Source organism: Streptomyces sp. NPDC007025, assembly GCF_042869455.1.
In the GTDB taxonomy this organism is placed as follows: Bacteria; Actinomycetota; Actinomycetes; order Streptomycetales; family Streptomycetaceae; genus Streptomyces.
Genome location: NZ_JBIAFT010000016.1, coordinates 118,739 through 131,534, shown reverse-complemented (window position 1 = coordinate 131,534; position 12,796 = coordinate 118,739). Strand labels below are relative to the sequence as shown.

Here is a 12,796-nt window from a genome sequence, read left to right as displayed (position 1 = left end):
CCAGCCCCGCGGCCGGGAAGGGAGTGGCGGGAGTCACCCCGGCCCGTCTCCCGGCCCAACTGCCGTGTGCGAACACGCCGATTCGCGAACTGCAAATTTCACACTGTCGCTTGCTGAGTGGAACTGCAGGGGCCATAGTGACGGTCAGACCACGCGCGTCACGGCCCTTCCGCGGGGCCGGGACCAGCTCGACGGAAGGCGCCTCCACGTGTACGCCGCCCCCGCTCGCAGGGATCCCGCAGCAGCCCCCACGCCGGCGTCTCCAGCGTCCGCCGGCAGCCCATCCCCGGCGGCGCCACCGGGACGCGCGGAGGACCCGGTCTGGCAGTTGCGACTCCCCGCGCGGGAACAGCACATCGCCCGCGCGCGTCTGGCCTTCACCGGCTGGCTGCGGGAGCGGGGGGACCCGCCGATATCCGCCGACGCCGCGGACGACGCCGTGCTGCTGCTGTCCGAACTGACCACCAACGCCGTCGTGCACACCCGCTCCCGGCCCGAAGCCGAGCTTCTGTGCCGGGCCACCCTGGCGTCCCGGGAGACGCCCGCCGCCGCGCTGCTGCGGATCGAGGTGCACGACCACGCGGAGGGCGACGACCGCCCCCGGCTGAAGAACAGCGAGGCCGCGGACGAGAGCGGCCGGGGTCTGTGCATCGTGGCGGCGCTGGCGGCGGACTGGGGCGTCCGGCCCTCGTCCGCGACCGGCGGCAACGCGGTGTGGGCGACGCTCCGTCTCCCCGCCGGGCCCGGCGTCGGGTGAGGTGTGTCACACTGCCCGTCCGGTGCGTGGAGCGTGCCCCCGCGCGGCCGGGACCGCCCGGACGAACGCCTACCCTTGTCGCATGAGCAGTAGCGACCGGAGTCAGGCAGCGGACGTCAAGGGGACGTACGAGGTACGCACCTTCGGGTGTCAGATGAACGTCCACGACTCCGAGCGGATGGCGGGACTGCTGGAGGGCGCCGGCTACGTCCGCGCCCCCCAGGGCGCCGACGCGGCGGATGTCGTCGTCTTCAACACCTGTGCCGTGCGCGAGAACGCCGACAACCGGCTCTACGGCAACCTCGGCCAGCTCGCCCCCAAGAAGGCCGCGCGCCCGGGGATGCAGATCGCGGTCGGCGGCTGCCTTGCCCAGAAGGACCGGGACACCATCGTCGAGAAGGCCCCCTGGGTCGACGTCGTCTTCGGCACCCACAACGTCGGCAAGCTTCCCGTGCTGCTGGAGCGCGCCCGGCTGCAGAACGAGGCGCAGGTCGAGATCGCCGAGTCGCTCGAGGCGTTCCCCTCCACCCTCCCCACCCGCCGCGAGAGCGCCTACGCGGCGTGGGTCTCGGTCTCGGTGGGCTGCAACAACACCTGCACCTTCTGCATCGTCCCGCAACTGCGCGGCAAGGAGAAGGACCGCCGTCCCGGCGACATCCTCGCCGAGATCGAAGCGCTGGTCGACGAGGGCGTCAGCGAGATCACCCTGCTCGGCCAGAACGTCAACGCCTACGGCTCCGACATCGGCGACCGCGAGGCGTTCAGCAAGCTGCTGCGCGCGTGCGGCCGGATCGACGGGCTCGAGCGCGTCCGCTTCACCTCGCCCCATCCCCGCGACTTCACCGACGACGTGATCGCCGCCATGGCGGAGACCCCCAACGTGATGCCGCAGCTGCACATGCCCCTGCAGTCCGGATCCTCCCGGGTTCTCAAGGCCATGCGCCGCTCCTACCGGCAGGAGCGCTTCCTCGGGATCATCGAGAAGGTCCGCGCCGCCATCCCGCAGGCCGCGCTCTCGACCGACATCATCGTCGGCTTCCCCGGCGAGACCGAGGAGGACTTCGCCGAGACGCTGCACGTGGTGCGCGAAGCCCGGTTCGCGCAGGCGTTCACCTTCCAGTACAGCAAGCGTCCCGGTACTCCCGCCGCCGAGATGCCCGACCAGATCCCCAAGAAGGTCGTGCAGGAGCGCTACGAGCGTCTGGTGGCACTCCAGGAGGAGATCTCCTGGGAGGAGAACAAGAAGCAGGTGGGCCGCACGCTGGAACTGATGGTCGCCGAGGGCGAGGGGCGCAAGGACGACGCCACCCGGCGGCTGTCCGGACGTGCACCCGACAACCGGCTGGTGCACTTCACCCGGCCCGAGGAGCCCGTGCGGCCCGGTGACGTCGTCACCGTCGACATCACCTACGCCGCGCCCCACCACCTGCTCGCCGAGGGGCCCGCCAGGGCTGTGCGCCGCACGCGTGCGGGTGACGCGTGGGAGCGGCGCACCTCCGCGCCGCAGGAGCAGCAGGGCGGCGGTGTCCTGCTCGGCCTGCCCACCGTCGGCGCCCCCGACCCGCTTCCCGCTGCCACCGGCGGCTGCGGACTGGGCTGACCGGCACCGGTCCGGGCCGCGTGGCCACCGTCCGCGCCAAGCGGCCGCCGGGCCGGTCGGGAACCCGCTCCGGCCGACTCCCGTCGGGCGGCGTCACCTGTTTCAGCCGATCTCGCACGGGCGGGTGAGTCCCGGCGCGGGCAGGGTGGGAAGAGGCGTGCGGGGCACTTAAGCTGCGCGCCATGCTTGTCGCCGCAGCCGTATGCCCCTGCCCCCCGCTGCTCGTGCCCGAGGTCGCGGGCGGAGCCGCCGCCGAGATGGACCGGGCGCGAGCCGCCTGCTACGACGCCCTCGGTGTCCTGGCGGCCGCCCGCCCGGACCTGTTGTGCGTGCTCGGCTCCGCGGAACCGGCCGGACGCGGTCCCCATCCGCAGGGAGCGCGGGGGACGCTCGCCGGGTTCGGTGTGCCCCTGGAGGTGAGCCTCGGCAAGGGCGAGCCCGCCCGCCGCGAACTGCCCCCTTCGCTGACCGTCGGCGCCTGGCTCCTGGAGCGCACGGACTGGACCGGCTGCCCGGTCGAGGGCCTGGGCATCGGGGAACCCCTGGCGCGGGACCGCTGCCAGGAGGCGGGCCGCGAGCTGGCGGCCCGCGCCGACCGGGTGGCGCTGCTGGTGATGGGCGACGGCAGCAACTGCCGCACGCTCAAGGCCCCCGGCTACTTCGACGAGCGGGCCGCTGCCTTCGACGCGGAGGCCGCCCGTGCGCTGGCCGAGGCCGACACCGCCGCGCTGCTCGCGCTGGACGAGGAACTGGCGTACGAGCTGAAGGCCGCCGGGCGGTCCTCCTGGCAGGTGCTCGCCGGCGCCGGGCAGGGCAGCGACCTGGCCGGAAAGCTGCTCTACGACGAAGCGCCCTACGGAGTGGGCTACATGGTCGCCAGCTGGTCCTGACCGCCCGCTCGGACTGCGCCGCGGGCCTCGGGCCGTGCCGCGGGCGCGTCCCGCGGCGGCGGACGGCAGCAGGGGCGTGCGGCGCCGGTGCGCGCCGTACACCCCCACTGAGTGCCGCCAGGGCTGCCGGGGAGGTGCCGGACGCACAGTCCCCCGGGGTGTCGGAGAGGCCGCCGCGGTCTTGTGCGCCACCGGCCCGCCGGCCGGCCGCCGGGGGCGGCCGCCGGTGGAGTTCGCCCGGGGACGCGCCGACCGGTGCCCGGCACGCTGCCGGGGCGGTCCCGCGGCTGCCTGCCCAGAGTGTCCCCCACTGCGCGGGGGAGGTATCCGGGCCTGCCCGGAGGGTCAGCCGGTGCCGCCGCCGGTGGGCCCGGATCCGGACTGCCCGCCGCCCGCCCCGCTGCCGCCGCGGCCTTCGTCGGCCAGCTTCCGGGCCGTGTCCTTGGCCTTGCGGGCGCTGGAGTCGATCTTGTTGCTGTACTTGCCCTTGGTCTTGGAGTCCGCGACCTGCGCGGCCTTGTCCACACCCTGCTGGACCTTGTCGCCGTGCTGGCCGAGCATGCCCTTGACCTTGTCCATGAAGCCCATCGCGGTTCACCTTTCTCCCACGCCGAGCGGACCTCGCCGCGCGGCCTACTTGCGGGCGTTCTCTCCCGACTCGCTGTCGGCGGCCTCGTCAGCGGACGGCTGCTTGGGAATGCCGACACCCGCCTCGCCGGAGCCGTTACCGGCCGTCGCGGCGGTCCCGGTGTCGGTCGCCTCCTCGGATTCCTCACCGCCCTGTGCGTCCGCCGGGGCGGCCGCGGCGGCGGGGGCCCCGGCCGAGGACGCCTCCTCCCGGCCCCGGGTGCCCGCTCCGCCCGGTTCCACGCCCTCTGGTTCGCCGGCTTCCGGTTCCGCCGCGACGGACTCGCCGCCCGGCTCGGTGGGCAGCTCCCGGGCATCGGAACCCCCCGCAGGAGTGGACTCTCGGGCCTCCTGTGTTGACGTGCTGGACGAACGACCGAAAAGCTTGGCAAAAACGCCCATAACTACTCCAGATCCTACGCAGGTGGGTGAAATCCCGCGCCTCACGGAGCGTCTCATTGCGCCGCACCGGGGCGCCGGCGGAGAACCGGCTGTCGGAACCTCGCAACGGGCAACGACCCCATGAGCGCTCCGTCACGTCGCCCGTTCGAGAAGGCAGGGACGGGTTTGCGAGACTTGACCCGTGAATGACGCAGCCGCCTCCCCGCCCCTCCCGTCGGACTCCCCGCCGGTCGTCGCCGTGGTGGGCCCCACCGCGGCCGGCAAGTCGGATCTGGGCGTCTTCCTCGCCCGTGAGCTGGGCGGCGAAGTCGTCAACGCCGACTCGATGCAGCTCTACCGGGGCATGGACATCGGAACCGCCAAGCTGACCGTCCAGGAGCGGGAGGGCGTCCCACACCACCTGCTCGACATCTGGGACGTCACCGTCGCCGCGAGCGTCGCGGAGTACCAGCGGCTGGCCCGCGCCGAGATGGACAGGCTGCGCGCACTGGGCAAGGTGCCCGTACTGGTCGGCGGCTCCGGGCTGTACGTACGTGGCGCACTGGACGCCATGGAGTTCCCCGGCACGGACCCCGAGGTGCGCGCCCGCCTGGAGGCGGAGCTGGCGGAGCACGGCCCCGGCCCGCTGCACGTGCGGCTCGCGGCGGCGGACCCGGAGGCGGCCCGTGCGATTCTCCCCAGCAACGGCAGACGCGTCGTACGGGCCCTGGAGGTCATCGAGATCACGGGGCGGCCCTTCACCGCGAACCTGCCCGGCCACGAGGCCGTCTACGAGACCGTGCAGATCGGCGTGGACGTGGCACGGCCCGAACTGGACGAGCGGATCACCCGCCGGGTGGACCGGATGTGGGAGGGCGGCCTGGTGGAGGAGGTCCGGGAGCTGGAGCGGCAGGGGCTGCGAGAGGGGCGCACGGCCCCCCGCGCCCTCGGATATCAGCAGGTCCTCGCGGCGCTCGCGGGGGAGTGCACGCTGGAGGAGGCCCGCGCGGCGACCGTCCGCGCGACCAAGCGCTTCGCCCGCCGTCAGGACTCCTGGTTCCGCCGCGATCCGCGGGTGAACTGGCTGAGCGGTGCGGCCGCCGACCGGCGGGAACTGCCCGGGGCGGCGCTGGGGTTGCTCACGAAGGCGGTTACAGCCTGATCACGTGATGGCATCGGGAAGCCCTGAGCGACCGTCCCGTTACCCCCGGCGTGCCATCATCGAGCAACGTCGGGTGCCGTGAAGCCGGAGTTGGGAGGGCGCGTGGCAATGGAGGCCAGCCCTCGGGACGAATCCACTCCTGTGGACGCGGAGCTCTCGCCGGAGCGGGAGCTGCCGGGACGTGCGGCCATGGGGGACGGTGAGCCGCTGCCGGGGCACGAGCTCGCGGCGGAGCCGGATCCGGACGAGCCGGGTGCCGAGGGGCCCGAAGCGGAGCAGGGGCCGCCGGTGGAGCCGCACGAGCTGCGACCGCAGCGCAAGCTGCGGCTGTGGCAGCTCGCGCCGATCGTGGTGCTCGGTGCGCTCGGCTCGCTGATGTTCGCCTTCCCGCTCGCCTTCGAGCCCGGCGACAGCGCCGGAGCGGTGGTCGCGATGCTCGGGCTGCTGCTGTGCGGCTGCTCGGCCGGCTGGAGCGTGATGGCGGCCCGCCGGGTGGGGCACACCTGGCCGGGGCTCCCGGCCCGCGGCTCCGGCGGACGCCCCGACTGGCGGGTCGTCCTGATCTACGCCGTGGTGGTCTGCACCGTCGTGGTGCTGGCCGTCTGGCGGGTGGCCCGGCTCCGCTGAGCCGCCGCCCCGCGACCTGTCCCGCGGGCGGGTCGCGGCCGTGCCTCCCGTACGATCGGCAGCGTGATCAGCACACCAGGAGTGCCGTTCCTCAAGGGGCACGGCACGGAGAACGACTTCGTGATCATTCCGGACCCGGACGGCCGGCTGGACCTGCCGCCGGAGACGGTGGCCCGGCTGTGCGACCGGCGCGCGGGCATCGGCGGGGACGGCCTGCTGCGGGTCGTCCGCTCGGCGGCGCACCCGGAAGCCGCGTCCATGGTCGCCGAAGCGGAGTGGTTCATGGACTACCGCAATGGCGACGGATCCGTCGCCGAGATGTGCGGCAACGGCACCCGCGTCTTCGCACGCTACCTGGAGCGTGCCGGGCTGGCCGGGGCCGGCGAGCTGCCCCTCGCGACCCGTGCGGGGGTGCGCAGGGTGCACATCCCCGAGGACGGCGGCGACATCACCGTGGGCATGGGCGCGGCCGAGCTGGCGGCACCGGACGGCGGCGGAGGCGGGATCACGGTCAGTGTTCCCGGGCACACCTGGCCGGCCCGCAAGGTCGGGATGGGGAACCCGCACGCGGTGGTGTTCGTCCAGGACCTGGCCGAGGCGGGCTCCCTGCACGAGGCCCCGCAGGTGCTGCCTGCCGTCGCCTACCCGGACGGGGTCAACGTCGAGTTCGTGGTCGCACGGGGCCCCCGGCATGTCGCGCTGCGGGTGCACGAGCGCGGCGCGGGCGAGACGCGGTCCTGCGGCACCGGCGCCTGCGCGGTGATGGTAGCGGCGGCCCGCAGGGACGGTGCCGACCCGCACCGGGACGGCGCGGCCGTGACCTACACGGTGGAGGTGCCCGGAGGCCGCCTGGAGATCACCGAGCGGCCCGACGGGGAGATCGAGATGGCCGGCCCGGCCGAGATCGTCGCAGAGGGCGCGATCGACCCGGCGCTGCTCTCCTGACGACGCCTGCCGCCCGTCGACGGCCGCCGCCCCGGCGTCGCACGATGGGGTGATCCCCCTCACGCTCGACGGGACCCGGTCGGCGGCACGTGATGGGGTCGGTACCATCGCACCCCCGGCCCGGGGTGCTCAGGAGCGGGAGGTGCCATGAGCGCGGTGCGCAGTCTGCGGAAGCTCAGCAGAGCGGCACTGCTGGGCGCCACGCCACGCGACTCCCTGCCGGACGCCATCGAGCACGTCGCGAAGGTGCACAGGGCACACCACCCGCGGGCCGACCTGCGGCCGCTGCGCAGGGCCTACATGCTGGCCGAGTCCTCGCACCGGGGGCAGATGCGCAAGAGCGGCGAGCCCTACATCACGCATCCCCTCGCGGTCACCCTGCTGCTGGCCCAGCTCGGCGCGGAGACGACCACGTTGACGGCCTCGCTGCTGCACGACACCGTCGAGGACACCGCCGTGACGCTGGAACAGGTGCGACGCGAGTTCGGGGACCAGGTCTGCTATCTCGTCGACGGGGTCACCAAGCTGGAGAAGGTCGACCACGGGTCGGCCGCCGAGCCGGAGACCTTCCGCAAGATGCTCGTCGCCACCGGCAATGATGTACGCGTCATGTCGATCAAGCTTGCCGACCGGCTGCACAACATGCGCACCCTCGGCGTGATGCGCCGTGAGAAGCAGGTCCGGATCGCGCAGGTGACCAGGGACGTGCTGATCCCGCTCGCCGAACGGCTCGGGGTCCAGGCGCTCAAGAGCGAGCTCGAGGATCTCGTCTTCGCCGTGCTGCATCCGGAAGAGCACGCGCAGACACGCGAGTTGATCCGTGAGCGGCACACCCGCCCCGACCCGCTCACCGCCTTCGCCTCCCGGGTACGCCGCACGCTGCGTGAGGCGGGGATCGCGGCGCAGGTGCTCATCCGTCCCCGGCACACCGTCTCCGTGCACCGCCTGCGGCTCAAACGCGGCCAGTTGGGGGACTGCGACTTCGCACGCCTGCTGGTCCTCGTGGACGAGGACGCGGACTGCTACGCCGTGCTGGGCGAGTTGCACACCTGTTTCGCTCCGCTCGTCTCGGAGTTCAAGGACTTCATCGCGGCGCCCAAGTTCAACCTCTACCAGTCGCTGCACACCGCGATCGCCGACGAGAACGGCGAGGTGGCCGAGGTGCTCGTCCGCACCCGCCGTATGCACCGGGTCGCCGAGACCGGGGTGATCGCGCTCGGTGACCCGCACGCCGCCGAGGTGAGCGACCCCGCCGAGCCCGACGGCGGCGGAGCAGCACCGCCGAACGCCGACGGGGCAGGGGAGCGGACCGATCCCACCCGCCCCGGGTGGCTCTCGCGCCTGCTGGAGTGGCAGAGCCACGCATCCGACCCGAACACCTTCTGGCAGGAACTGCGCGACGAACTGGCGCAGGACCTGGAGATCACCGTCTACTGCGCCGCCCCCGGCGGGGAGGGGCCCGCAGGGGGCGCACTGCCGCTGCCGGCCGGTGCGACCTGCGTGGACGCCGCCTACGCCCGACTGGGGGAGGCGGCCCACCGGTGCATCGGAGCCCGCGTCAACGGCCGGCTGGTGGCCCTCACCACCGTGCTGCGGGACGGCGACGCCCTCCAGCTCTTCCTCGAATCCGGCCACGGCAGCCCTTCGGGCCCGTCACCGGAGTGGCTGGAGCATGTGCGCACCCCCGCGGCGCGGCTCGCCATCCGTGAATGGCTCGCGGCCCCGGGCCGGGGCGATGCCGACCCGCGGGAGAGCGCAGCCGCCGACCGGGACGCCGCGCCGCGCGAACACGCAGCGGCGGCCTCCGAGCAGCCCCGGGGAGAGCCCCGGCCCCCGCACCGCGGAGCGCGGCACCCCGAGCACCGTCCGGCGCGGCACACATCGCAGGACGCACGGCAGAACGGAGCGCACTGCACGGCCGCGCACCGGGAACAGCCGGCCGAGTACGGCGAGAACATCCCCGTCGTCCCCGGCCACCCCGGCACGCCGGTGCGGCTCGCCCGCTGCTGCACACCTGTGCCGACGGACGCGGTCACCGGATTCCCGGTGCGCGGCGGTGCCGTCACCGTCCACCGGGAGAGCTGCCGGTCGGTGGCCCGGATGGCCTCCGCGGGGCGTCTCACCCTGCCGGTGCGCTGGGAACAGGGCGACGCGGGGTGCCGGGTCACACTGCGGGCCGAGGCGTTCGGCCGCCCGCACCTGCTCGCGGACCTCACCGAGACCATCGCCGCCGAGGGCGCCGCCGTCGTCTCGGCCGACGTCGAGCCGCCGCGCGAGCAGCGTGTCCGCCACACCTACACCCTCCAGCTCCCTGACGCCGCCGGTCTGCCCGCGCTGATGCGCGCCATGCGGCAGGTGCCGGGGGTCTACGACGTCACCCGTTCCGTCCGCCGGACCGCGGCGAACTGACGCGCTGTCCGCTCGCGCCACCGGGCCGCGCGAGCGGAGGCGCGGCACGTCCCCTTTCGGGTGGAGACGCCCGGAGCCGGGCGGCAACGGGGCCGCTCGCTGGTAGCGATCCTGCATGGCCCTCACAGCCCTCACCCGCGCATCGGCCGGACGGCGCTGCGCCGTGGCCGGCACCGTCGCGGTCACCGCGCTCGCCCTGGTCGGCGCAGCCCTTCCGTCGCCCCGGCCGGCCGGCATCGGCGACCACCTCTTCCCGCAGCTCGGCAACCCCGGCTACGACGTCCGCGCCTATGACATCTCTTTCGACTACAGCGGTGACAACAGCAGGCCGCTCAGCACCCGCACCGTGATCGACGCACAGGTCACCGACGGACCGATGGAACGGTTCAACCTGGACTTCGCCGCCGGCGACGTACGGTCCGTGCACGTCAACGGGCGGACGGCGCAGTACGCGCGGGCGGGTGAGGACCTGGTGGTCACCCCGGGGTCTGCGCTGCGACGAGGTTCCTGGCTGCACATCGAGGTGCGCCACACCAGCGACCCCACCCGGAAGAACGGCGGCTGGGTGCGCACCGCGGACGGCCTCGCCATGGCCAACCAGGCCGACGCCGCACACCGGGTGTTCCCCTCCAACGACCACCCGTCGGACAAGGCCATGTTCACCTTCCGGGTGCGGGCCCCGCGCGGGCTGACCGTCGTGGCCGGCGGGCTGCCCGCCGGCCGCACCCGGGCGGCGCGCGAGACGGTCTGGACATACCGCTCGGGACACCCGATGGCCACCGAACTGGCGCAGGTGTCGATCGGACGCTCCGCTGTCCTGCGCTCCACGGGACCGCACGGGCTGGCCCTGCGGCACGTCGTCCCCGCCCGGCAGCGCAAGGCGCTGGAGCCGGTGCTGAACGAGACCTCCCGGCAGATCTCCTGGATGGAACGGCGCGCCGGGACGTACCCGTTCGAGACCTACGGGGTGCTGGCCGCCGACGCGGACTTCGGCTTCGCGCTGGAGACGCAGACCCTCTCGCTCTTCGAGCAGAGCCTGCTCTCCTCCCGGCAGGTCCCGGACTGGTACCGGGAGTCACTGATGGTGCACGAACTGGCGCACCAGTGGTACGGCGACAGCGTCTCCCCGCACCGCTGGACCGACCTGTGGCTCAACGAGGGGCATGCGACCTGGCACGAGTGGGCCTATGCGGAGAAACGCGGCGGTATCCCGGTGGAGAAGCGGGTGCGGGCGTCCTACGAGCAGTCCGACACCTGGCGCGAACGCTACGGGCCGCCCGCCGCGCTCCTCCCTCCTTCCAAGAGCGGGAAGATCGAGCTCTTCACCCCGATCGTGTACAACGGCGCCGCCGTGGTGCTGTATGCGCTGCGTGAACACATCGGCGAGCAGGCGTTCGCCCGGTTGCAGCGTGCCTGGCCCACCCGGTACCGCGACTCCAGCGCCACCACCGCCGACTTCATCGCGCTGGCCGGCGAGGTGTCCGGACGGGACCAGAGCGCGTTCCTGGAGAAGTGGCTCTACGGGAAGACCACCCCGCCCATGCCCGGGCACCCGGACTGGAAGCAGCAGCCGCCGCCGAAGCGCCCGGCCGGAAAGGCGCGCGCGAGCACGGCGCGATCCCTCGAGCGGGCGCGCGCGGGCGGACGGTAGCGCCCCCGCCGCTCCTCGCGGTCCCGGGCCGGTCCGTCCGCGCCGACCGGCCCGGGCGAGTGGCGGCAAATACGGGTGACGCCGTTGGGGCGCCGTGCGACCATCCTTGTGGCCGCGCGGCGCCGCGCGGCGGGCCCCGAGGGGCCGGCGCGCGCCGGGAATCTTCCGCGCCGCTGCGGCGTTGTTCGGTACGCAACAGTCCGTCGACCTAAGGATCCACTTGACCCACTCCTCTTCCCTTCCACAGAACGGCCAGCGCACCGCCAAGACGAACCGCCGAGCCGGCGCCCTGATGGAAGAGGACGTCACTCCCGGTCACGCATTGGACGAAAGCCGTGACGGTGAGCAGCTCGACCGCTCGGAGCGTGCGGCACTGCGCCGCGTGGCCGGTCTCTCCACCGAGCTGGAGGACGTCACCGAGGTCGAGTACCGGCAGCTGCGCCTCGAGCGCGTGGTACTGGTCGGCGTCTGGACATCCGGCACCGCGGACGACGCGGAGAACTCCCTCGCCGAGCTGGCGGCTCTCGCCGAGACGGCGGGCGCGCTGGTGCTCGACGGAGTCGTCCAGCGTCGGGACAAGCCCGACGCGGCCACCTACATCGGCTCCGGCAAGGCCGCCGAGCTGCGGGACATCGTGCTGGAGACCGGCGCGGACACGGTGGTGTGTGACGGCGAGCTCACTCCCGGCCAGCTCATCCACCTCGAGGACGTCGTCAAGGTAAAGGTCGTGGACCGCACGGCACTGATCCTGGACATCTTCGCCCAGCACGCCAAGTCCCGGGAGGGCAAGGCGCAGGTGGCACTGGCCCAGATGAACTACATGCTGCCCAGGCTGCGGGGCTGGGGACAGTCGCTCTCGCGGCAGATGGGTGGCGGTGGCTCCGGCTCGGCGGGTGGCGGGATGGCCACGCGTGGTCCCGGTGAGACCAAGATCGAGACCGACCGGCGGCGGATCCGCGAGAAGATGGCGAAGATGCGCCGCGAGATCGCGGAGATGAAGACCGGCCGCGACGTGAAGCGGCAGGACCGGCGGCGCAACAAGGTGCCGTCGGTCGCCATCGCCGGGTACACCAACGCGGGCAAGTCCTCCCTGCTCAACCGCCTCACCGGCGCGGGTGTGCTGGTGGAGAACCAGCTGTTCGCCACCCTCGACCCGACGGTGCGCAAGGCGGAGACCCCCACCGGCAGGGCCTACACGCTGGCCGACACGGTCGGGTTCGTCCGGCACCTTCCGCACCACCTGGTGGAGGCGTTCCGCTCCACCATGGAGGAGGTCGGCGACGCCGACCTGATCCTGCACGTGGTGGACGGGGCACACCCCGCGCCGGAGGAGCAGCTGGCCGCCGTGCGCGAGGTCATCCGCGAGGTGGGCGCCGCCGAGGTGCCCGAGATCGTGGTCGTCAACAAGGCCGACGCCGCCGACCCGCTGGTCCTGCAGCGGCTGCTGCGCACCGAGAAGCACGCACTGGTCGTCTCCGCCCGCACCGGTCAGGGCGTCGACGAGCTGCGGGAGCTGATCGACAACGAGCTGCCGCATCCGTCCGTGGAGCTGGAGGTGCTGCTTCCCTACACCGAGGGCAAGCTGGTCTCCCGCGTGCACTCCCAGGGCGAGGTGCTCTCCGAGGAGCACGTGGAACAGGGCACCCTGCTCAAGGCGCGGGTGCACGAGGAACTCGCCGCGGAGCTGCGCGGGTTCCAGCCGCTGGCCGCCAGGCCGTAGCAGCGCGTATCGCACCGGAACGAGAAC

General features: G+C 73.3%; 11 protein-coding genes. 9 read left to right on the top strand and 2 right to left on the bottom strand.

The features are described 5' to 3' along the window. Positions 1-328: 328 nt before the first annotated feature. The 3 genes from ACFYMO_RS27660 (at position 329) to ACFYMO_RS27650 (ending at position 3,247) form a co-directional block, all read left to right on the top strand. Entirely contained in the window at positions 329-757 is a 429-nt protein-coding gene (locus ACFYMO_RS27660) for an ATP-binding protein (protein WP_366774247.1), read from the top strand. 82 nt (positions 758-839) lie between these two features. Further along, complete coding sequence (miaB, locus tag ACFYMO_RS27655; RefSeq protein WP_366774246.1) at positions 840-2,357, top strand: tRNA (N6-isopentenyl adenosine(37)-C2)-methylthiotransferase MiaB; 1,518 nt, start codon at positions 840-842, stop codon at positions 2,355-2,357. Between the two features lie 182 nt (positions 2,358-2,539). Continuing rightward, positions 2,540-3,247: a class III extradiol dioxygenase subunit B-like domain-containing protein gene (locus tag ACFYMO_RS27650; RefSeq protein WP_366774245.1), complete on the top strand. Its 708-nt coding sequence runs from the start codon at positions 2,540-2,542 to the stop codon at positions 3,245-3,247. A 345-nt stretch (positions 3,248-3,592) separates the two neighbouring features. On the opposite strand, the gene ACFYMO_RS27645 is transcribed toward ACFYMO_RS27650, so the two are convergent. Together ACFYMO_RS27645 and ACFYMO_RS27640 are read right to left on the bottom strand one after the other, a co-directional pair. Beyond that, the gene (locus ACFYMO_RS27645) at positions 3,593-3,835 is read right to left on the bottom strand and encodes an antitoxin (protein ID WP_366774244.1); all 243 of its coding nucleotides are present in this window, start codon (positions 3,833-3,835) and stop codon (positions 3,593-3,595) included. A gap of 45 nt (positions 3,836-3,880) precedes the next feature. Then, a complete protein-coding gene (locus ACFYMO_RS27640; RefSeq protein WP_366774243.1) occupies positions 3,881-4,117 on the bottom strand; it encodes a gliding motility protein in 237 nt (78 codons plus the stop codon). Between the two features lie 340 nt (positions 4,118-4,457). On the opposite strand from ACFYMO_RS27640, the gene miaA reads away from it, so the two are divergent. The 6 genes from miaA to hflX all read left to right on the top strand — a co-directional run bounded on the left by miaA (position 4,458) and on the right by hflX (position 12,769). Continuing rightward, positions 4,458-5,417 (top strand): tRNA (adenosine(37)-N6)-dimethylallyltransferase MiaA, encoded by a 960-nt coding sequence (gene miaA, locus ACFYMO_RS27635; protein WP_366774242.1) that lies wholly within the window; start codon positions 4,458-4,460, stop codon positions 5,415-5,417. 108 nt (positions 5,418-5,525) lie between these two features. After that, positions 5,526-6,044, top strand: a complete 519-nt coding sequence (locus ACFYMO_RS27630; RefSeq protein ID WP_366774241.1) for a hypothetical protein — start codon at positions 5,526-5,528, stop codon at positions 6,042-6,044. 66 nt (positions 6,045-6,110) lie between these two features. Next, on the top strand, positions 6,111-6,989 hold the full coding sequence (gene dapF, locus ACFYMO_RS27625; RefSeq protein ID WP_388549769.1) for a diaminopimelate epimerase: 879 nt from the start codon (positions 6,111-6,113) through the stop codon (positions 6,987-6,989). A 147-nt stretch (positions 6,990-7,136) separates the two neighbouring features. Then, on the top strand, positions 7,137-9,398 hold the full coding sequence (locus ACFYMO_RS27620; RefSeq protein WP_366774239.1) for an HD domain-containing protein: 2,262 nt from the start codon (positions 7,137-7,139) through the stop codon (positions 9,396-9,398). A 115-nt stretch (positions 9,399-9,513) separates the two neighbouring features. Further along, a complete protein-coding gene (locus tag ACFYMO_RS27615) occupies positions 9,514-11,049 on the top strand; it encodes a M1 family metallopeptidase (RefSeq protein WP_366774238.1) in 1,536 nt (511 codons plus the stop codon). Positions 11,050-11,269: 220 nt separating this feature from the next. Then, complete coding sequence (gene hflX, locus ACFYMO_RS27610; protein ID WP_388549720.1) at positions 11,270-12,769, top strand: GTPase HflX; 1,500 nt, start codon at positions 11,270-11,272, stop codon at positions 12,767-12,769. Positions 12,770-12,796 lie beyond the last annotated feature (27 nt).